This is a genomic window from Exiguobacterium sp. s183, from assembly GCF_018617655.1.
In the GTDB taxonomy this organism is placed as follows: domain Bacteria; phylum Bacillota; class Bacilli; order Exiguobacteriales; family Exiguobacteriaceae; genus Exiguobacterium; species Exiguobacterium aestuarii_A.
The window spans coordinates 983,541-1,003,912 of sequence record NZ_JACSKN010000001.1; the positions used below are offsets into that span (position 1 = coordinate 983,541).

20 protein-coding genes and 1 other annotated feature are annotated in these 20,372 nt (G+C 48.8%); all 20 genes read right to left on the minus strand.

Features of this window, described 5'->3' with window-relative positions; all coding sequences use genetic code 11:
- On the minus strand, window positions 1–1,083 hold the full coding sequence (locus KNP62_RS05235; RefSeq protein ID WP_214783868.1) for a carbamoyl phosphate synthase small subunit: 1,083 nt from the start codon (window positions 1,081–1,083) through the stop codon (window positions 1–3).
- The gene (locus KNP62_RS05240; protein WP_214783871.1) at window positions 1,061–2,341 is read right to left on the minus strand and encodes a dihydroorotase; all 1,281 of its coding nucleotides are present in this window, start codon (window positions 2,339–2,341) and stop codon (window positions 1,061–1,063) included. The genes KNP62_RS05235 and KNP62_RS05240 overlap by 23 nt, the downstream gene beginning before the upstream one ends.
- Window positions 2,338–3,252, minus strand: coding sequence for an aspartate carbamoyltransferase catalytic subunit (locus tag KNP62_RS05245; protein WP_214783874.1), 915 nt, complete (start codon window positions 3,250–3,252; stop codon window positions 2,338–2,340). The genes KNP62_RS05240 and KNP62_RS05245 overlap by 4 nt, the downstream gene beginning before the upstream one ends.
- Window positions 3,253–3,381: 129 nt before the next feature.
- Window positions 3,382–4,686 (minus strand): uracil-xanthine permease family protein, encoded by a 1,305-nt coding sequence (locus KNP62_RS05250; protein WP_214783877.1) that lies wholly within the window; start codon window positions 4,684–4,686, stop codon window positions 3,382–3,384.
- A gap of 50 nt (window positions 4,687–4,736) precedes the next feature.
- Window positions 4,737–5,270: a bifunctional pyr operon transcriptional regulator/uracil phosphoribosyltransferase PyrR gene (pyrR, locus tag KNP62_RS05255; RefSeq protein WP_214745568.1), complete on the minus strand. Its 534-nt coding sequence runs from the start codon at window positions 5,268–5,270 to the stop codon at window positions 4,737–4,739.
- A 200-nt stretch (window positions 5,271–5,470) separates the two neighbouring features.
- Window positions 5,471–6,382: an RluA family pseudouridine synthase gene (locus KNP62_RS05260; protein WP_214783880.1), complete on the minus strand. Its 912-nt coding sequence runs from the start codon at window positions 6,380–6,382 to the stop codon at window positions 5,471–5,473.
- Complete coding sequence (gene lspA, locus KNP62_RS05265; RefSeq protein WP_214783883.1) at window positions 6,382–6,855, minus strand: signal peptidase II; 474 nt, start codon at window positions 6,853–6,855, stop codon at window positions 6,382–6,384. The genes KNP62_RS05260 and lspA overlap by 1 nt, the downstream gene beginning before the upstream one ends.
- Window positions 6,856–6,912: 57 nt before the next feature.
- Window positions 6,913–9,639 (minus strand): isoleucine--tRNA ligase, encoded by a 2,727-nt coding sequence (ileS, locus tag KNP62_RS05270; RefSeq protein ID WP_214783886.1) that lies wholly within the window; start codon window positions 9,637–9,639, stop codon window positions 6,913–6,915.
- A 52-nt stretch (window positions 9,640–9,691) separates the two neighbouring features.
- Window positions 9,692–9,911, minus strand: a binding site (T-box leader).
- 3 nt (window positions 9,912–9,914) lie between these two features.
- Complete coding sequence (locus KNP62_RS05275; RefSeq protein ID WP_074034869.1) at window positions 9,915–10,463, minus strand: DivIVA domain-containing protein; 549 nt, start codon at window positions 10,461–10,463, stop codon at window positions 9,915–9,917.
- A 19-nt stretch (window positions 10,464–10,482) separates the two neighbouring features.
- Window positions 10,483–11,253, minus strand: a complete 771-nt coding sequence (locus KNP62_RS05280) for a YlmH family RNA-binding protein (RefSeq protein WP_214783889.1) — start codon at window positions 11,251–11,253, stop codon at window positions 10,483–10,485.
- A 3-nt stretch (window positions 11,254–11,256) separates the two neighbouring features.
- A complete protein-coding gene (locus tag KNP62_RS05285) occupies window positions 11,257–11,526 on the minus strand; it encodes a YggT family protein (RefSeq protein WP_074034873.1) in 270 nt (89 codons plus the stop codon).
- A gap of 4 nt (window positions 11,527–11,530) precedes the next feature.
- Window positions 11,531–12,001: a cell division protein SepF gene (locus KNP62_RS05290; protein WP_214783891.1), complete on the minus strand. Its 471-nt coding sequence runs from the start codon at window positions 11,999–12,001 to the stop codon at window positions 11,531–11,533.
- A gap of 23 nt (window positions 12,002–12,024) precedes the next feature.
- Window positions 12,025–12,678 carry a YggS family pyridoxal phosphate-dependent enzyme gene (locus KNP62_RS05295; protein WP_214783894.1) on the minus strand — a complete coding sequence of 218 codons (654 nt, stop codon included), beginning with the start codon at window positions 12,676–12,678 and terminating at the stop codon, window positions 12,025–12,027.
- Window positions 12,675–13,436 carry a peptidoglycan editing factor PgeF gene (gene pgeF / locus KNP62_RS05300; RefSeq protein ID WP_214783897.1) on the minus strand — a complete coding sequence of 254 codons (762 nt, stop codon included), beginning with the start codon at window positions 13,434–13,436 and terminating at the stop codon, window positions 12,675–12,677. The genes KNP62_RS05295 and pgeF overlap by 4 nt, the downstream gene beginning before the upstream one ends.
- Window positions 13,437–13,489: 53 nt before the next feature.
- A complete protein-coding gene (gene ftsZ, locus KNP62_RS05305; RefSeq protein ID WP_214691765.1) occupies window positions 13,490–14,632 on the minus strand; it encodes a cell division protein FtsZ in 1,143 nt (380 codons plus the stop codon).
- A 46-nt stretch (window positions 14,633–14,678) separates the two neighbouring features.
- Window positions 14,679–15,965 carry a cell division protein FtsA gene (gene ftsA, locus KNP62_RS05310; protein WP_214691764.1) on the minus strand — a complete coding sequence of 429 codons (1,287 nt, stop codon included), beginning with the start codon at window positions 15,963–15,965 and terminating at the stop codon, window positions 14,679–14,681.
- Between the two features lie 228 nt (window positions 15,966–16,193).
- Window positions 16,194–16,964, minus strand: coding sequence for a cell division protein FtsQ/DivIB (locus KNP62_RS05315; protein WP_214783900.1), 771 nt, complete (start codon window positions 16,962–16,964; stop codon window positions 16,194–16,196).
- A gap of 14 nt (window positions 16,965–16,978) precedes the next feature.
- Window positions 16,979–18,055: an undecaprenyldiphospho-muramoylpentapeptide beta-N-acetylglucosaminyltransferase gene (gene murG / locus KNP62_RS05320; RefSeq protein ID WP_214783903.1), complete on the minus strand. Its 1,077-nt coding sequence runs from the start codon at window positions 18,053–18,055 to the stop codon at window positions 16,979–16,981.
- Entirely contained in the window at window positions 18,052–19,389 is a 1,338-nt protein-coding gene (gene murD / locus KNP62_RS05325) for a UDP-N-acetylmuramoyl-L-alanine--D-glutamate ligase (RefSeq protein WP_214783906.1), read from the minus strand. Before murD ends, murG begins: the two co-directional genes overlap by 4 nt.
- A 13-nt stretch (window positions 19,390–19,402) precedes the next feature.
- Entirely contained in the window at window positions 19,403–20,362 is a 960-nt protein-coding gene (gene mraY, locus KNP62_RS05330) for a phospho-N-acetylmuramoyl-pentapeptide-transferase (RefSeq protein WP_214745601.1), read from the minus strand.
- Window positions 20,363–20,372 lie beyond the last annotated feature (10 nt).

Consider the following 20,372-nt stretch of genomic DNA (forward strand, 5'->3'; position numbering starts at 1 on the left):
TCAAATTCCCACTTTCTGTTTGTTTTCTTGAACGAGTTGCATGAAACGGTCAAATAAATCGTTGGCGTCAAATGGTCCTGGTGCTGCTTCCGGGTGATACTGTACCGAGAATGTCGGACGATGCAGATGTTTCACTCCTTCGATCGTGCCGTCGTTGACCGCGCGATGCGTCACGATGAGCGCTGTATCGAGTAGTGATGCCTCCTCTACTGCGTATCCATGGTTTTGAGATGTGATCGTCACGGCGCCTGTCTCTAATTCAAGGACAGGATGGTTCGCCCCACGGTGTCCGAACGGAAGTTTGAATGTGTTCGCCCCGTTCGCGAGCGCGATCAGTTGATGACCGAGACAAATCCCGAACATCGGTGTCGTCGGCATGAGTTGTTGAATGAGTGGAATCGCTGTCGGGACGTCTTTCGGATCCCCCGGTCCGTTCGACAACATGATGCCATCTGGCTCGTACCGCAACACGTCTTCTGCAGTAGTGTCATGTGGGAAGACGATGACTTCACAGTCCCGCTTCATCAACTCGCGCATGATGCCAAGTTTGGCCCCGAAGTCGATCAACGCGATCCGTGGACCCGTACCCGTACTTACATACGTCCGTTTCGTCGAGACGCGTGCGACTTGATCGTTCGGAGACAGTTCGTTAAAGCGAGATTTTACCTCGTTCCATGTCAACTCACCATCGACGAGGACACCTCGCATGACACCTTGTGCCCGTAAGTGACGTGTCAACATACGCGTGTCGATATCGGATAATCCCGGGATACCAAAGCGAGTAAGCGTTGCATCTAGCGTCGCCGTGGAACGGAAGTTCGACGGTGTGTCGCAAGCCTCTTTTACAATCAATGCTTTTGCCATCGGAACTGTCGTTTCGAAGTCTTCACGATTGACCCCGTAGTTTCCGATCAACGGGTTCGTCAGCACGATCATCTGGTCGCAATACGACGGATCCGACAAAATTTCTTGATAACCGGTCATACCTGTTTGGAAGACGACTTCCCCCATCGTATCCGCTGGTGCCCCGAATCCTTTACCGACAAATTTCATTCCATCCTCAAGCCATAATGTTCGTTTCATCAAATCGCCCCTTATATACAATTTCGCCACCGACCATCGTCATGACCGGCCATCCGACAAGTTGTTTCCCCGTAAACGGTGTGTTCTTTCCTTTTGAATAGAACGTCGACGGATCCACCACGCGCGTCGTTTCTGTATCGATCAGTACCAAATCGGCATCCGCCCCAACTTTCAGTTCACCTCTTGATAATCCAAATACGTCGCTCGGACGCTTCGTCATCCAGTCGATTAACTGATGTTCTTTCATGATGCCCGTCTTCACGAACGTCGTGTACAGAAGCGGGAACGCTGTCTCAAATCCGGTAATCCCGAATGGTGCACGCTCGATGCCTTGCGCTTTCTCCTCTGCCGTATGTGGGGCATGGTCTGTCGCAATCATGTCAATCGTTCCATCGAATAATCCTTCAAGAAGCGCCTGTCGATCGTCCTCGCTTCGGAGCGGAGGATTCATCTTGAAGTTGGCATCAAGCCCTGGGATATCGTCTTCGCTCAAGACGAGGTGGTGAGGAGTCACTTCGGCGGTCACTTGAATACCTGCCCGCTTCGCATCTCGGATGACACGGACCGATTGCCGCGATGAGACGTGACACACGTGATAATGACAGCCCGTTTCTTCGGCGATCAGCACATCTCGGGCGATATGGATACTCTCTGCAAGACTTGGAATCCCTTGAATCCCGTGCGCCTCACTGAACTTCCCTTCGTGGACCGATCCTGCTTTTAGCGTATTGTCTTCACAGTGCGCGACGACGGCCTTATTCAACCGTTTCGCTTCACGCATCGCTTGTCGCATCATCGCCGCTGATTGAACACCGACCCCGTCATCGGTGAAGGCAAATGCATCTGATAGAGATTCCATATCAACCTGTTCTTCACCGAGCTGCCGCTTCGTGATGGCAGCGTATGGAAGGACACGGACAACCGCATCTTGCTCAATCTTTTGAAGGAGCGCGTCCATCGTGACGCGATCGTCTGGTACCGGTCGCGTGTTCGGCATCGAACAGATTGTCGTGAATCCACCCGCCGCTGCCGCCATCGTTCCCGTTTTGATCGTTTCTTTCGCTTCGCCTCCCGGCTCACGCAAGTGGACGTGAACATCGACAAGTCCTGGTGCGAGTAGGTAGTCTGTCGCATCGATGACTTCTTCCCCGGCTGTCGACCCGTTATAATCGAGCGATTCGATTTTTCCGTCTTTCAATAGGATGTTTGTCGTGCGTTTTGTCCCGTTGTCATACCATGTCGCGTGTTGAAGTATCATTGTTGTCCTCCTAATGCTCGATTTAAGATGCTCATGCGTGCATAGACGCCGTTCTTCATTTGCGGGAAGATGCGTGACCGTTCATGTTCGATCAGACTGCCCGCAATCTCGACATCCCGATTGACCGGTGCCGGATGCATGATGATGGCCCCTTCTTTCATCCGCTCGACTCGCTCGACCGTCAGTCCATATCGTGTGTGATATTCCTCTTTCGAGAAAATATCTCCCATGATATGACGCTCGTGCTGAACCCGTAACAGCATGATGACGTCACTTTCTGCTAGCACATCATCAAGTTCTTTACGCTCAAGCCCCATGGAATCATCCCACCATGAGTCTGGGCTGCATCCGACGACGTTTGCCCCGAGACGCTTCAACACACTCGCATTCGATCGAGCGACGCGGCTGTGAACGAGGTCTCCACAGATGGCAACGTTCAATCCTTGGAACGTTCTGAACTCTTCAAAGATTGTGACGAGGTCGAGTAGTGACTGGGAAGGATGTTCGCCACTCCCGTCGCCCCCATTGAGTACCGGGATATTCAACTTCTCAACGAGCTCATGGTAGTATCCCGCTTCCGGATGTCGGATGACGAGTGCGTCAACTCCAATTGCTTCGAGCGTCTTACATGTGTCGTATAGGGTCTCTCCCTTCGTGACCGATGACGTCGTCACATCGAACGGAATCTCTTGCATGTTCAAGTGTCGCTCGGCCATTTGAAACGAGTTTTTCGTACGCGTCGAGTTTTCAAAGAACAGGTTTGCGACCGTCTTCCCATCAAATAGTGGGGGTAGGTCCCCTTGCTTATAGCGCAATGACTCTTCAATCATGCCCATGATCTCATCGAGTGAGAGTGTGTCTAAGCTGACGAAGTGTTTGACTGGTTTGACATTCGTTTGCATCGTATTCATGTTCGTCTCCTCCTTTTGTTAGAGGCAAAGAGAAAAGGCGCCTCTTCACCGATGTGAAGGGACGCCTTTATTTGGGCAAGGTACACCCAAATAAACGAGCCTTCACTTTGCCGACCTCACGGGATCGAATTAAAAGTTACTTGCTTGTTTCGTTTCTTCAGTTGTGTTGACTTCCACGACCGTCTCAACTTCTTCTTTCGGTAAGATGGCGTTTAAGAGAATCCCGACGACCGTCGCGAGCGCCATCCCTTGTACAGGGAAGCTGCCGAGTTGAATCATCGCACCACCTAGCCCGATGACGAGGATGACCGATGAGATGATCAAGTTGCGTTTTTCTGCCAAATCGACGTTGCTCTCTACCATCGTCCGTAGTCCGTTCGACGCGATGACCCCGAATAAGAGGATCGAGATGCCACCTTTGACTGGATTCGGAATCGTTGAGATGAATGCCTCGATATGACCGAGGAATCCGAAGCTGATGGCCATGAGCGCCGCTCCAGCGATGACGTAGACACTGTAGACGCGTGTGATGGCCATGACGCCGTTGTTTTCACCGTATGTCGTACATGGTGGACCACCGAGTGCGGAAGCGACTGCTTTCCCTACCCCGTCACCGAGTAGCGTGCGATGGAGGCCAGGATCTTTCATCGTCTCTCGTCCGATGATTTTAGATGTGACCATTTGATCGCCGATATGCTCGGTCATTGTGACGAGTGCGACCGGTACGATGGCGAGGAGTGCACCGACTTGCCACATCGGCATGTAGTCGACGAACACCATCGTGAAGTCAGGGAGTTGGAAAAAGCTTGCTTGTTGGATTGGTGAGTAATCGATGATTCCGAATGCTGCAGCAATCCCGTAGCCTCCGACGATTCCGAAAAGGATTGGGACCGCTCCCCAAACCCCTTTCAGTTTTGTCATGGCGAGCATCGTGATTCCAAGGGTTAAGAGTGCGATTGTCATAAACGTTCCGTTGTATGCTCCGTCTTGATTCATCGACATATCGATGGCGACCGGCGCGAGCGACAAGCCGATGACCATGATGACCGGTCCGACAACGACCGGTGGGAGCAACCGGAGCAGCCAGTTGACGCCTGTCTTATAGATGATCAAGGAGACGACACCGTATACCGATCCGGCAATGATTCCACCGAACAGTGCCGCTTCGACACCCCATTGCTGACTGACCGCAATGATTGGGGCGATGTAGGCAAAACTTGAACCGAGGTATGTTGGGACTTTGAAGCGCGTAATCGCTAAGAATGAGAGCGTGGCCACTCCGGAAGCGACGAGTGCGACCGATGTATTCAATCCTGTTAAAATCGGGACTAAAATCGTCGCTCCGAACATGGCGAAGACGTGTTGAAGACTGAATAACAGCCATTGTGGAATGTGAGCTGGACGCTCGTGGATGTGTAGAACGGGTTGTTTCATATTGAATTTCTCCTTCCTGGCCTCTCTGGACCACCTTAAAGGTTTTAAGATTATTGCTGATTGATTGTCACTTCATCTGCCGTGTCGACTTCACTGAGTCGGACGACGACTTGCTCGGACTTCGATGTCGGAACGTTCTTCCCAATGAAATCAGGTCGAATCGGAAGCTCCCGATGTCCTCGGTCAATCAAGACCGCGAGTTGGATATAGTCTGGGCGACCGTGGTCGACGAGTGCGTCCATTGCGGCACGGACTGTTCGACCGGTATATAGGACGTCGTCGACGAGGACGACGGTCTTCCCATTAATGTCATGCGGCAACTCTGTTGCCTTCACTTCTGGATCTAACGACTTCTTCGATAAGTCATCCCGGTAAAGCGTGATGTCGAGATTCCCGAGTGCGACCGGCTTGCCTTCAATCTCTTCGATGCGGCGCGCGAGTCGGTCAGCGAGCGTCTCACCTCTCGTCTTGATCCCGACGAGGACGACATCATCGATTCCTTTATTCCGCTCGATGATTTCATGAGCGATTCGTGTCAACGCTCGACGGATGGCTGATTCATCTAAAATGACTGACTGTTTCACGTCACTCCTCCTTTCATGCTTCATTCAAAAAAAGAAGACTCCCTCGTCCGACTGGAAAGGGAGTCTTCATCAAAAACGGCAGTCTGATGCCGGGTTGAATTGACGTTAGTGTGACCGCGGTCACAATCCTTTCACAGCCTCTCTGGACTGGGTTTAAAGGTGTTATGCTTCCTAGACTATAAATCGGAACGTGACAGAAGTCAACGAGTTTTCTCGATTTTATCTAACTTTGCAAGTTCTGCCTTAAAGTCTTCTGGAAGTGGTGCCTCAAATTCCATCCATTCTTTCGTACGTGGATGATGGAAACCGAGCGTCGCCGCATGTAGGGCTTGACCGCCTAATTCAATTGTCCGACGTGGTCCATATTTCGGGTCGCCTGCGAGCGGATGCCCGATATAGCGCATGTGCACACGGATTTGGTGTGTACGACCTGTCTCGAGTTTACACTCGACGAGCGTGAAGTCTTTGTAGCGCTCGAGCAGGCGGAAATGCGTCACCGCTTCTTTCGCGTTCTTGTCCGTCACGGTCATACGCTGACGATCATTCGTATCGCGACCAATCGGTGCCTCGATCGTCCCGAGTTCGTGAACGAGTTCGCCGTGAACGAGCGCGATATATTCACGCTTGATCGTCTTGTCTTTCAATTGACTCGCAAGTGATTCATGAGCCAAGTCATTTTTAGCGACCATAAGGAGACCTGTCGTATCTTTGTCGATTCGATGCACGATTCCAGGGCGCTTGACGCCATTGATGCCTGAAAGGTCATCACAATGTCCGAGAAGTGCATTGACGAGCGTTCCAGACGTGTGACCGGCAGCAGGGTGAACGACCATCCCACGTGCTTTATTGACGACAATCATATCTTCATCTTCGAATACGATTTCAAGCGGAATGTGTTCAGGTAACACTTCGAGTTCCACCGCTTCCGGGACGTTCACTTCGATTTCATCGCCCACTTGGAGCTTATAGTTTGGTTTAACGGCACTACCATTGACGAGAAGTGCCCCTGTCTTAATCCATTCTTGTACTTGTGAGCGTGACCATTCTCCACGGTCGCTCACCCACTTGTCGATCCTTGCCTTTTCATCGGCGACAAAAGTATAGGATTCCATTACGATTGTCCCCTTTCTTTGTGTAATTTTTCTTCAAATAAAATCCCGATGATCATCAAGATGACACCAAACGTGAGTGCCATATCGGCCACGTTAAAAATCGGGAAGTTGTAGCCAAACGGATACGTATCAACAAAATCGACGACTTCACCGCGGAACAGTCGATCGATAAAGTTACCGATTGCACCGGCCAACAGCAGTCCAACACTGTATCCGAGAAGCTGATACCCGTTCACTTCTTTATGCAGGAAGTAAACAAGGCCTGCAACGACGAGAATCGTGATGACGAAAAAGAACGCCATCTGTCCTTCTAACATCCCCCAAGCCGCTCCTTTATTGCGATAAGAGGTCCAGTATAACAAGTTCGGGATGACTTCAATCGATTGACCGATTGTCATCGTCTGAACGACCACCCATTTGGTGAGTTGATCGAGCAGAATCAAGATGACGGCCAATCCGTAATATCGTTTCATATGCGTCTCCTTTCAAGCCGTTAAGAAACCGGAGTGGGGACGCCACTCCGGTTCGTCTTAACCGATTACTGATGCACAGCGTGGGCAAAGCTCAGGATGCTCTTCGTTTTGTCCAAGCTCTGTCGAGTATGTCCAACAACGTGCACAAGCGGCACCATCTGCTTTCTTGACTGTGATTTTCGTCGTCGCATAATCGACGTCTGCCGTCTCAGCCCATTCTACTTGTGATACTTGAAGCAACTGACTGACGTTATCGATTGTTTCCAATAACGCCGCAGTCTCTGCTTTCGGTGCGAGAATCAATTTCGCCTCGAGCGGTTTCCCGATCAATTTCTCGCCACGTGCGATTTCGATTGCTTTGAGGACATCGTCACGGAAGACGAGGAATTTCGACCATTTCTCAAGCAACGCTTGCTCATCAGCAGTCAATGCATCCACTTCTTCTAGATCTGTCAAGAAGATGCTTGCTTCCGACTTCCCAGGCACCTCTTTCCACGCCTCATCAGCAGTGTGTGGAAGGACTGGAGCCAAGAGCTTCGTCAAAAGGACGACCGCATCGTACATGACCGTCTGAACGGCACGACGGCGGAGATCGTCTTCACGCTCGATATAAAGGATATCTTTTGTGAAGTCGAGATAGAACGATGACAACTCGTTAACGCAGAAGTTATGAACGAGATGATACACCGCCATGAAGTCAAACGTGTCATACGCTTTGACCACTTTTGCTTGGAGCTGTTTGAGTTTCGTTGCCATGAAGCGGTCTGCTTCTGGCATGTCATTGAATGCGACACGCATCGACGGATCAAATCCGTTCAAGTTTCCAAGAAGGAAACGAATCGTGTTACGCATCTTCCGGTATACTTCTGACACTTGTTTAAAGTTGTCGTGTGAAGCGCGAACATCAGACTGATAGTCGACTGACGCGACCCAAAGGCGTACGATTTCAGCACCATATTGCTTCACGAGATCGTTTGGCGCAATCGTGTTACCGAGTGATTTCGACATCTTACGTCCATCCCCGTCAAGAACGAAACCGTGGCTCAAGACGTTTCGGTATGGCGCTTTGCCCGTCGTCGCAACAGCTGTTGAGAGTGACGAGTTGAACCAACCGCGGTATTGGTCAGATCCTTCAAGATAAAGGTCTGCCGGGCGACGAAGGTTTTCACGTTCCTCTAATACACCAGCGTGTGAAGAACCTGAATCGAACCAGACGTCCATGATGTCGAGTTCTTTACGGAATTCGCCGTTCGGGCTGTTCGGATGCGTGAATCCTTCAGGAAGAAGGTCTTTCGCTTCACGCTCATACCAGACGTTCGAGCCGTGCTCACGGAATAAGTTTGCGACGTGGTCGATCGTCTCGTTCGTGATGATTTCCGTTCCATCCTCTGCATAGAAGATTGGGATTGGCACGCCCCATGCACGTTGACGACTGATGACCCAGTCTCCACGGTCACGGACCATGTTGTAAAGACGTGTCATTCCCCATTCCGGAACCCAGTTCACTTCTTCGATTTCACGGAGCATGTCTTCACGGAAATCTTTGATTGAAGCGAACCATTGTGGTGTCGCACGGAAGATGACCGGTTTTTTCGTACGCCAGTCATGCGGGTACGAGTGTTTGATGAACTTCAAGTTGAGCAAGTAGCCGTTCTCTTCAAGTTTCATCCCGATTTGTTTGTTCGCATCTTCATAGAACAACCCTTCAAAACCAGGCGCCTCAGCCGTCATGTAACCACGGTCATCGACCGGACAAAGGACATCCAAGCCGTAAGCCTGTCCGACACGATAGTCATCTTCCCCGTGCCCTGGCGCCGTGTGGACGAGTCCAGTCGCATCCGCTGTGACGTGATCGCCGAGCATGACGAGTGACGTGCGGTCATACAACGGATGTTGAGCCGTCATATATTCAAAGTCGCGACCGTTCCATGAACCGCTCACAGTGTAATCAGTCCAGCCGAGCGCAGTCGTCACTTCTTCAACGAGCGTCTCTGCGACGATATAGCCTTTTCCTTCGTGTTCGATGCGCGTGTACGTCAACTCATCACTCACTGCGATCCCGAGGTTCGCCGGGATTGTCCAAGGCGTCGTCGTCCAGATGACGAAATGATCGTCAGACGTCAATGTGTCTTTTCCGTCTACGACGCGGAATGCCACATAGATGGCTGGTGATTTTTTATCGTAATATTCGATTTCAGCTTCTGCGAGTGCAGACTCCGAAGACGGCGACCAGTAGACTGGTTTCTTTCCTTTGTAGATGTATCCTTTTTCAGCCATCGTCCCGAACAAGCGGATTTGTGCCGCTTCATATTCCGGAAGGAGCGTAATATATGGATTTTCAAAGTCAGCGAGAAGACCGAGACGTTTGAACTGTTCACGTTGCGAGTTCACTTGTTCCATCGCATATTCTGCACACTTTTCGCGGAATTCAGCGACCGTCATTTCTTTACGGTTGACGCCAGCTTTTTGAAGGGCGTTCTCGATTGGAAGACCGTGCGTATCCCAACCTGGAATCATTGGAGACTGGTATCCGTTCATCCCTTTGAAACGCACGATGATGTCTTTTAATACTTTGTTCATCGCATGTCCCATGTGGATGTCGCCGTTCGCATATGGAGGACCATCATGCAAGATGTATTGTGGTTTCCCTGCATTTTTTTCTTGCACCTTGTTGTAAAGGTCCATGTCTTCCCATTCTGTTTGCATCGCTGGTTCGCGTTTTGGTAAATTCCCACGCATTGCGAATTCTGTGTTTGGCATTAATAGCGTGTCTTTGTAGTTCATCGAAACTCCTCCATCAACATTTTTTAGAAAACAAAAAAACCAACCCATCCCTGATAGGGACGAGTTGGTTGACTCGCGGTACCACCCTACTAGTCTCACGTTCGTGAGACCGCTCTCGGTAACCGATAACGAGGTCAGGCGGTCACGCTTACTCTGGTTCAGCGTGACGACTCATAGGGGATACCGATTCGAGTCTTTCTCTTAGGCTCTCACCGTCCCTAAGTCGCTTCGTAGGTATGACTCGATCGACGCGTCCTACTCAACGTGTTGATCATTTATCCATGTTGTTCTTCATTCTGTGTGACTTCGTGGTCATTATACGCAAGTTCTGATCTATCGTCAAGAACCGTCTGCACAGGCGGCTCCCCGACAATCGTCTCCCACTCGGTGCTGTTTAAGAGCTCCATTTGTGCGTCGACGAGGACACGGAAACGTGTGCGATACAACTCGACTTTTTTGAGCATTTGAACGACTTCACGTTCTGCAAGTTGCTCTTTACGTGCCGCTTCTTCTTCACGAGCGTACGCTTCACGCTCCGCTTGTTTCAAGATGAGGCTCGCTTCTTTTTGCGCGTTGTTCTTCACTTCTTCCGCTGCTTCCTGTGCGACGATGATCGACTTGTTCAATGTATCTTCCATCGAGGAGAAGTAGTCAATGCGAGCTTGCATATCGTTGACAAGTTCTTCATACCGTCGATTCTCACGAATCAATAGTTCAAACTCTTTAATGATTTGATCTAAAAATTCATTGACCTCATCGATGTCGTACCCACGAAAACGGGAAGAGAATTCTTTATTATGAATATCAATCGGTGTCAACGCCATTCGACTTTCCTCCTAAAATTTAACGTATGGTCCCATACTGGATTTTAATCTTTTCACGTTTAGTCGAACCAAGGATCTCCATCATCTTAATACGACCGTATCCACGGACGGATAAAAGATCATCTGGTTCAAGCAAGAAGCTCGGATCTTCAATGACTTTATGATTCACTTTACAGTCACCGTGTTTCACGAGCGCCTGAGCTTTCTGACGAGATATGTTGAGTACCTCGCTCACGACCGTATCAAATCGTAACGAGGACACGATGCCGAAACCTTCGACCCACTCTGTTTTCGGAACGACGAGAATGTCTTCCTTCGCAACAGAAGAAATGCGAACTCTTGCTTTTCCGACACGTTCCAAGTTCATTTCGATGAACCCGACCGCTTCGCGGGTCGTAGCAAACTGGACGATTTCCTCTTCCAGGACGACGTCCCCAAACTTTTGACGCTTTAATCCAGCGTTCAGTAAAGTTCCAGTCACTTGTCGATGTGTCAGGTCAACAAATTTTGTCGGATATTCAATACGACGAATCTCAATTTCAAAATCATCGGTATTCAGCTCATAATACTCTGGCGCCAAAATCAGCCGACGTCGTTCAGCTCCTTCAAACCCGCCATCGTCGTGAATGACGAGCTGTTTACCGACAAGCTGTTTGACGATTTGCTGTTCGCGAGGGTCTAAAAAGTCCGTCAACTTCAATACATAGCTGTTCTCGACTTGTTGTACCCAATCCAACACTTGTTCAACGAACGCCCGTTCACTTGGTCGGTAGTGATCATAAACGCTCATACATCACCCGAAAATGGCAGCGATACCGGCTTGTGCCATCCGAAGCACGAACAATGCGACGATTGGAGAGATATCGAGCATGCCACCGATTGGTGGGATAATCCGTCGGAACGGTGCTAAAAATGGTTCACATAAAAACGATAAAATTTGTCCGAACATGGATTCACGTGCGTTCGGGAACCATGATAATAAGATATAGCCGATCAGGACCCAACTATAAATACCAAGCAAAGTACTTAACGTATTGCCTAAGGCAGGGATTACGTTTTCCATTCAGTTACCACCCTTTACTGTGAAGTTCATCCTCCGAAATCAAGTTTGAGATTGAACCAGTCAATTCGACATTGTTCGGAGTACACAGAATCGTGTTATGTCCAATCGAAGTCATCGATCCTTCTAGCGCATATACGACACCAGAAAGGAAGTTGACGACTTGACGTGATTGCTCTTTTGACATGCGCTGAAGATTGACGATGACAGCACGGTTTTCTTTCAATTGATCGCTGATATCTTGCGCTTCAGCGAATACACGTGGTTCAGCCAATACGACTTTCGAGCGTTCTTTCTTCTTCGTATTCAATGCCACGAGATTATTTGCTGATTTTGGGCGATCTTCTTGTCTCACGACCGCTGTTTCAGTTGAAGAAGTTGCTGATGTGTTTGCGATGGCAAACTCTTCTTCTTCGTATGTGCTGTTCGGATCTTCCTCGAGTCCAAAGAAATCTTTCATTTTGTTTTTGATTGACATAACGGATTCCTCCTTAAGATATATTATTGCACAAGTACGGTACCAATACGAACAAACGATGCGCCTTCTTCAATCGCGATTGGATAATCGTTTGACATCCCCATCGATAGCTCCGTGCAAGGGGCGTGTTCAAACCCTTTTGCGTTCACTTCATCACGTAATCGACGTAAACGACCGAACGTCTCACGAAGGATTGACTCTTCTTCCGTGAACGGTGCCATCGTCATCAAACCGATGATTCGAATGTGAGGATACTGTTTACAGTTCTCGATGAAAGGCATAACTTCCTCTATTTCAAGACCATGTTTTGAATCTTCTCCTGACGTATTCACTTGAACGAAACAATCAATCGTCTCGCTCGCTCGTTTATCGATTTCTGCAGCGAGTGATAAACGGTCCAATGAGTGAATAGCTGCCACGTGATCGATGATTTGTCTCACCTTACGTGTCTGTAACGTGCCGATGAAGTGAAACTTTGCGTCTTCTGGCATGCCGTTCACTTTTTCAAGTAAGGAATCTGGACGATTTTCACCGAAGTCACGAATTCCTTCTGCGTAGAGAGCATTGGCCACGTCTACGCCTACCGATTTCGTGACGGCAATCAAAGTAGGCTCCACATCTTGAACGTGGGCTGCCATGATAGATTGAACTTGTTTTACGTTATCTGAAATACTCACAATTTACGCTCCTTGACGATGACTGCCGCAAACCGACGTTTCGTTTCTCCGTCTCGATACGAGAAAAACGGAGTATTTGCGCCAGTCGATAAATTCGATTGCATGACGGACGCGTCATGTTCGTTTGCCAATACTTCATTGACTGCTTGGAGTGACAACAAGGCGTGGTCGCCCGACTCCTGTCGAACGGCTTTTTGATAGGCAGTCGGCGAAACGGATTGAACCGCGTCTAGCACTCGACGATCAACCTCATATTCATTCCCAGCAATCGCTGGACCGACGAGCATGTCCACTTCTGTCGCATCGATGCCTTGATCTTCAAACGCTTGGATCATGGACGTGACGATATTGCCGACGGTCCCTTTCCAACCCGCATGAGCGACACCGATGACTCCATGGTCTTTCGCACAGAAAAAGAGAGGTACGCAATCTGCAAAGACGAGAGCGAGCGGCAAAGCTTCTTCTTTTGTGATGAGTCCGTCTGTTTGCGAAATTGCCTCGTCATATCGAAATGCACCTTTGCCCTTGTCCGCTGAATCCACGCTTTGGACCGTTATCCCGTGCACTTGGTCGGCCCAAACAGAGTCTTCTAGCGAAAGATTCGCCTGTCGAAAGAACCATTGACGATTTTGAATGACTCCATCAATATCATCGCCGACATGAAGACCAACGTTTCCGGCATTGTGTCCGTTCGTCCGTGTCGTCACGTAAGCATGATAGCGATTCGTTTCGGTTTCCCATGTATGTAACAGTTGCATCGGTTTCTCCTTTTTTAGAAAAAGGGATGCCGAGTCACGGCACCCCTTGTTGTTTAGTTACGGCGTTGTCTCACGAACGCAGGGATGTTGATCGTCTCGTCTGGGACGTCTCCTCCATACACTGGGCGATGGAAGTTCCCTTCGTCTTGTTGAGCCGCTTCATTTGCTTTTGGTTGGGGTTCCTTGTTCTCAACCTCTGGCTGTTTTTTCGGCTGCTGAAGGAACGGGTTCGCCCCTTGTGTTTCCTCAGCAAATTCAGTTGCGATCACGGTGACGATGATTTCATCGTTCAAGTTTTCGTTGATGACTGAACCGAAGATCAAGTTCACTTCTTCATCTGCGGCACTTTGAACGATTTGAGCTGCTTCTGTCACTTCATACAAGCTAAGGCTGAGCCCACCTGTAATGTTCATCAAGACACCTTTCGCTCCTTCGATTGAAGATTCGAGAAGTGGTGAAGAGATTGCTTTCTTCGCTGCTTCAACGGCACGGTTTTCACCTGTAGCAACACCTACACCCATGAGTGCAGATCCTTTTTCTGTCATGATCGTCTTCACGTCAGCGAAGTCAAGGTTGATGAGACCAGGGATGGCGATCAAGTCAGTGATCCCTTGTACACCTTGACGAAGAACGTTGTCCGCTTCACGGAAGGCTTCGATCATCGGTGTGTTGCGTTCCACGATTTCAAGAAGCTTATCGTTTGGAATGACGATGAGTGTATCTACTTTTTCTTTAAACGCTTGAATCCCATGTTGCGCGTGTTGCATGCGCTTCCGGCCTTCAAACATGAATGGTTTTGTGACGACACCGACTGTGAGCGCGCCGATTTCTTTTGAAATCTCAGCGATGACCGGTGCAGCACCAGTTCCTGTTCCGCCACCCATACCAGCTGTGACGAAGACCATATCCGCTCCATCAAGCGCTTCAATCAATTGTTCGCGGCTTTCTTCTGCCGCTTTTTTACCGATATCCGGATTCGCACCAGCACCGAGACCACGTGTCAATTTGGCACCAAGTTGAAGTTTTACATCGGCTTTCGACATATTCAAGGCTTGAGCATCCGTGTTGACAGCGATGAACTCAACTCCTTGTACCCCATGTTCAATCATACGGTTAACGGCGTTTGAACCGCCGCCTCCGACTCCAATTACTTTAATTTTTGCTACGGCGTCAATCGCCTCATCAAAGTACATCATTCAGGTATCCCCCTACTTATTTTCCAAGTTGTATTACAACGTCAGCTTAAACGCCAAATAATTTTTCCATCAAACGACTAAAACCTTTTTTCGACTCTTGATCGGTCTCGTATTCGTTCTCTCCAACATGAGTATCGGTCGGTTCCTGCTTATTGTGAAGCGTTTCGTAGCGAACTTCCGGTTTTTCGAGTTGAGATTTTGAAACGTGATGATCACTCATTAAGACATATTTCAAAACACCGACTGCTGTCGCGTATTTTGGATGTCTGACGCCAATCGACGACGGTTGATACAATCTCGTCTTTTGACCCATGACACGAGTCGCTAACTCTTGAATACCTGGTAGAGCAGCAGCTCCACCGCAAAGTAAGTATCCGCCATTCAGCATCGGAACACCTACTTTTTGAACCTTATTCAACATAAGGGTAAACATTTCCTCTATTCTCGCCTCTAAAACATAGCTAATTTCTGACTGTGGTTCGAACGCCACTTCCCCATTGATGTTCGTGTAGGAGAAACCTTCTGTTCCATCAGCCATTTCTTCGAGTGCGAGACCGTATTCTTCTTTCGCCACTTTGGCGTCTTGATATTTGCAATTTAGCTTATAGACCAAGTCTCTTGTCATATGGTCTCCACCGACTGGAAGGATATACGAGTAAACGAGATCTCCGCGATAAAATACCGAGACCGTCGTTTTTTCGTGCCCGACATCGACAAGACCAATGCCGAGGTCGATTTCATCTACAGAAGCTGCACTCATGCCGAGCGCGAGGTTCCCTAAAATAAATCCTTCGAGGTGTAATCCGGCACGTTCAATCGAACGACGAATACTATGTAAAATTGTCTTCGATCCAGTAACCATTTTCCCATGCATTTCTAGTCGATAACCAAGCATTCCACGAGGATCGACGACACCCGTTTGTTGATCCACCGTGAATGATGATGGGATTACATCGATGACACTCATCTCATCCGGTAATCGCATCACTTGTGCTGAATTGATGACTTCCATCACGTCTGCATCTGTAATTTCCTGATCTTCCCGCTTCACGGATGCGATTCCATGACATGGGGCAATTTGGATATGTTCCCCTTCGATGGCAACGTATACAGATCGAATTTGATCACCTAACGATGTCTCCGCGTGTTCAACGGCCTGTTTGATCGCTTGGACTGTTTTATCGATGTCTACGACAGCACCACGTTTCACCCCTGCCGACGGTGCACACCCTTCTGCCAAAATATTAAGCGTTCCGCCGAGCAATTCACCGACGACGAGCTTAATCTCTGACGTTCCAATATCTAATGCGGCCACATAACCATTCGCTTCCAAAAGGGAAACACCTCCGCTCTATAATTTTCCTGTACAAATTACATGACAAATATGACAGATATCCAAAAGAATTGTTGGTTTCGACAAGATATCTCACGTCTAAGTTTACAACAAATAAGATAGTGAGAAAAGGTAGAATCCTACAATTTAAGCGGTTTCGCGTTATCAATTCGTTTACAAAAGACAAAAAAACAGCCCTTATGTGTCTAAGGGCTGTAATATAACTGATTATTCATTCGTTTTCTTGTATGGAACAAAGTAAAAACCACCATCCATGACGACTGTTCCTTGCTGACCTTTCGGAATGTTTTCATAGATTTCTCCATATTTCGAAACGGTCTCACTTAACTTCAGCGTCGGGGTGAGAAGCGTATTTCCGTCATTCATAAAGATCTCGTAACGTGTCGGCTCTCCCTTTTGTTTAGACAAGATGACTTCCGACATACGGGCTCGCGTCGCGTCATCGACTTGTTCCAACTCACTGGCAATCTTTTCGAGTTCTTCTTCCGAATTGAACTCTCTTAGCAGTGGACCATCTTTTAACTTCTGAGGGTCGGTGATGGTGCCTGTCGGATGAAGTGAGCCGTCTGCTAACACGACGACATCTCCCGTCTCCGCACGAGCATAAGCAATCATCTTCTCTTCTGTCACATTGACGTGAACGACGTTATACCAAGATCGGTCCATGTCTACCCGTTTGACACCCGGCAACTTTTCCATTTGGTCACTCATCTTGCTCGGTGATAGACTGACAAATTTTGTCGATGTGTCGAGCTCCATGTTTTGAAACACGTAGGATTCATCAAGCCAGTATAGCCCAGATACGTTCACTTCTTTCACGTTCGACATCGAAGTTTGCATATAGACCACGAGTAAGATGAGAATTCCAAACAAAGAAAGCACGGAGAACATCCGACGGTTCGCTTTTTTCCGTCGCTGCTTTTTCATGTACGGAATACGGTCTTCTAGACTGCGTACCGTTTGTTGGCTTGGTTCCATCGGATTCTACTCCTTTATCGAATGACTTCTTCTACTAAGTCGGCTAGTGCATCTGACGCGTCCGGGAATCCGAGGGCACGGGATGCGTTCGCCATCTCTTCTTGTTTGCCGAGTACTTGGCGAATCGCTTCGACGAGCGTCTCCCCTGTCAACGACTCCTCTTTCACGAGTAACGCCGCACCGTTTTCAACAAGGGCAGAGGCGTTCTTCGTCTGATGGTCTGCTGTAACATATGGGCTCGGGATCAATACGCTCGGTAAGCCGAGGGCGGTCAATTCAGAAATCGTCGAAGCTCCCGCACGCGAGACGACGATTGACGTACAAGCGAGTAAGGCCGGCATGTCATAGACGTACGGATGAACGTGTACGTTTTCAGATGATGGGGCTTCTTTCGATACAGATTCGTAATGAATTTTCCCTGTGACGTAGAGCACGTTGATTGGTAAGTCCGAAAGCGCTGGGATAGCCTCAATGACGGCACGGTTGATTGCTTCGGCGCCACGACTCCCTCCGTAAATCAATACGATAGGCCGTTCATCGAGATTGTACTGTTTTCGTACAGCTGCATCGTCCACTTTCGTTTGTAGCACTTCACTTCCACGCGGATTTCCAATCAAGCGAACGTTTGCCCCAGGGAAGTGAACATCGGACCCTTTAAAGGAAAGGGCGACCCAATCCGCTTTTTTCGATAAAAACTTATTCGTTAACCCTGGGATGCTGTTTTGTTCATGTAGGATAGTCGGGATGCCGAGTTGTTGCGCCGTATAGACGACCGGTCCTGAGACGAATCCGCCCGTTCCGATGACGACATCCGGTTTGAATGCTGCCATATCTTTTTTAAGAGAGCGAACAGCTTTCAAGAACCAGTACGCCGTCTTTAAGTTCTCAAGAGAGAGGGACCGTTTCAATCCAGCGATTTGAATCGATTTGAACGGGACACCTGCTCGAGGAACGAGATCGGCTTCTAATCCATTCTCCGTTCCGACGTATTGTACCTGTAAATTCGGGTGACGTTTTTGTAACGTCTCAATCAATGCGAGGGCCGGATAAATATGACCACCAGTACCTCCACCAGAAATCATGACTTTCATCGGTTCGCCTCCTCATATGTGCGAACGAGATGGACGAACTGTTCGCCTCGTTCTTCAAACGTCTTGAATTGGTCCCAACTTGCACAAGCAGGAGATAAGAGAATGACATCTCCCGTCTCAGATTGTTCAAACGCGAGTGGAACGGCGTCTGCTAACGTCTCGACCGTGAAAGATGGAATCTGTTGGGACTCTCCAAGCTCTTTAAAACGCTCTTTTGTCTCACCATACGCGACGACAGCTTTTACGTTTGAGAGAGCTGGCGCGAGCGATGATAAGTCCGCTCCACGTTCGAGTCCTCCACATAGCCACACAATCGGAGCATCAAATCCTCGTAGTGCCGCTTCCGCCGCAACGTTGTTCGTTGCCTTCGAATCATTGTAGACGGCACGTCCGAGAACATCACCTAAACTTTCAGTTCGATGTGCGACACCGCCAAAGTTTCGCAATACACGCTCGACGTGTGCTTTTGGAATATCAAAGGGTTCGACCAACAGAAGAGCCGCTAGTACGTTCTCGACATTATGGGCACCACCTAATGCCAATTCATTCACACGAATGATTCGCTCTCCGCGTACCGTGACCCAGCCGTCTACAACGGAAGCATCTCCTCGCTCAAAGCTGAACGTATTCGGTTCAAGATGAGCCGGGACACGTTTCATCACTTCGGAGTCTGTCACTTTGACGACGATTTGGTCGTCACGTGTCATCTGACGGAACAAGTTTCCTTTTGCATCGGCATACGAGTCGAAGTCGCCGTGATAATCGAGATGGGCTTCTGATAGATTCAGCAACGCTGCCGAACGCGGATGGAAGGACTCAACCCCCATCAACTGAAAGCTCGACAATTCAATAACAATCAATTCCTCCGCTTTCGCGTTTGTCGCGACCTCGATAGCTGGGAATCCGATGTTTCCCGCAAGATGAACCGGGCGCTCTCCGCCTTTAAGTAACTCATAGACGAGTGTCGTGGTCGTCGTCTTTCCATTCGAACCTGTAATGGCGACGAATGCTGCGTCCGTTGCCATATAGGCGAGCTCCACTTCCGTATAGATTGGAATCTCACGCGACATCGCTTCTTGAAGCAACGGGATGTGATACGGGATCCCTGGATTTTTGACAATCAACTCTGTCTCATTTAACAAAGCGAGGGGATGTTCATTAAACACCGATCGAATCCCAAGTGACTGAATTTTTTTCTGCTCGTCTTCGGGAGGGATATTCCCCGTATTAATCGTCACATCCGCTCCCGCATGATGCAGATACGTCGCCGCCGCGATTCCGCTCTTAGCAGCGCCGAGGACGAGAACTTTTTTACCGTGCCATTGCTTTTCCATCTGTCTCACCCTTTTACATGAGTAGTAATGATAAACCTGCTGTAATTAAACTAATTCCACCGAACGTAAGGACGATTCGCCATTCCGACCAACCGACCATTTCGAAGTGGTGATGAATCGGGCTCATTTTGAAGATGCGCTTCCCTGTCGTTTTGAATGAAAGAACTTGCAAGATTACGCTCAATGTCTCGATGACAAAGATGATCCCGACGAATACGAGGAGCAACTCAAGTTTCAACATGAGCGCTAGTCCAGCGACGGCTCCACCTAATGCGAGCGAACCTGTATCGCCCATAAAAATCTTCGCCGGATATTTATTGAAAACGAGGAACCCGATTAATGCGCCGACGACGGCGAATGCGAACCAAGCAATTCCAAGTTCATCTTGTGCGAGCGCATAAATCCCAAAGAACGTGAACGTTGGAATCGCTGAGAACGAGACGAGACCGTCAAGACCGTCCGTCAAGTTGACGGCATTTGAGAATCCGACGAGCCAGAAGATGACGATGGCAATATAGAACCAACCCGTCTCAAATGAAATCGATGTGAATGGAATCGAGATCGATGTATCGAGCTCTCCACCGAGTGATAGGAACCAGGCGAACAGAACGGATACGACAATTTGACCAATCAACTTCTGAAGTGACGTCAACCCGAGGTTTCGTTTATTGACGACTTTAATATAGTCATCTAAAAAGCCGATTACACCAAACGCCATCGTCACGAATAGAAGTGTCCCGAATCCGGCGACCGCTTCCCCAAAAATGACAGATACGATGAAGCCAACTAAGATAGCTAGCAAGATCACAATTCCGCCCATCGTCGGCGTTCCCGATTTCTTCTGGTGCCAGCCTGGACCTTCATCACGAATCTCTTGTCCAAATTTCAACTGACGCAATGCCGGAATGGCTCGCGGCATGACGATTAATACACTTAATAATGCACTGATTAAGACGATTAAACTAATTAACATGTTGCTACCT

Excerpts from the sequence above, each read along its gene's own strand:
- KNP62_RS05235 (WP_214783868.1), bottom strand. The coding sequence starts at position 1,083 with ATGAAACGAACATTATGGCTTGAGGATGGAATGAAATTTGTCGGTAAA.
- KNP62_RS05240 (WP_214783871.1), bottom strand. The coding sequence starts at position 2,341 with ATGATACTTCAACACGCGACATGGTATGACAACGGGACAAAACGCACG.
- KNP62_RS05245 (WP_214783874.1), bottom strand. The coding sequence starts at position 3,252 with ATGAATACGATGCAAACGAATGTCAAACCAGTCAAACACTTCGTCAGC.
- KNP62_RS05250 (WP_214783877.1), bottom strand. The coding sequence starts at position 4,686 with ATGAAACAACCCGTTCTACACATCCACGAGCGTCCAGCTCACATTCCA.
- KNP62_RS05260 (WP_214783880.1), bottom strand. The coding sequence starts at position 6,382 with ATGGAATCCTATACTTTTGTCGCCGATGAAAAGGCAAGGATCGACAAG.
- lspA (WP_214783883.1), bottom strand. The coding sequence starts at position 6,855 with ATGAAACGATATTACGGATTGGCCGTCATCTTGATTCTGCTCGATCAA.
- ileS (WP_214783886.1), bottom strand. The coding sequence starts at position 9,639 with ATGAACTACAAAGACACGCTATTAATGCCAAACACAGAATTCGCAATG.
- KNP62_RS05275 (WP_074034869.1), bottom strand. The coding sequence starts at position 10,463 with ATGGCGTTGACACCGATTGATATTCATAATAAAGAATTCTCTTCCCGT.
- KNP62_RS05280 (WP_214783889.1), bottom strand. The coding sequence starts at position 11,253 with ATGAGCGTTTATGATCACTACCGACCAAGTGAACGGGCGTTCGTTGAA.
- KNP62_RS05285 (WP_074034873.1), bottom strand. The coding sequence starts at position 11,526 with ATGGAAAACGTAATCCCTGCCTTAGGCAATACGTTAAGTACTTTGCTT.
- KNP62_RS05290 (WP_214783891.1), bottom strand. The coding sequence starts at position 12,001 with ATGTCAATCAAAAACAAAATGAAAGATTTCTTTGGACTCGAGGAAGAT.
- pgeF (WP_214783897.1), bottom strand. The coding sequence starts at position 13,436 with ATGCAACTGTTACATACATGGGAAACCGAAACGAATCGCTATCATGCT.
- ftsZ (WP_214691765.1), bottom strand. The coding sequence starts at position 14,632 with ATGATGTACTTTGATGAGGCGATTGACGCCGTAGCAAAAATTAAAGTA.
- KNP62_RS05315 (WP_214783900.1), bottom strand. The coding sequence starts at position 16,964 with ATGGAACCAAGCCAACAAACGGTACGCAGTCTAGAAGACCGTATTCCG.
- murG (WP_214783903.1), bottom strand. The coding sequence starts at position 18,055 with ATGAAAGTCATGATTTCTGGTGGAGGTACTGGTGGTCATATTTATCCG.
- murD (WP_214783906.1), bottom strand. The coding sequence starts at position 19,389 with ATGGAAAAGCAATGGCACGGTAAAAAAGTTCTCGTCCTCGGCGCTGCT.
- mraY (WP_214745601.1), bottom strand. The coding sequence starts at position 20,362 with ATGTTAATTAGTTTAATCGTCTTAATCAGTGCATTATTAAGTGTATTA.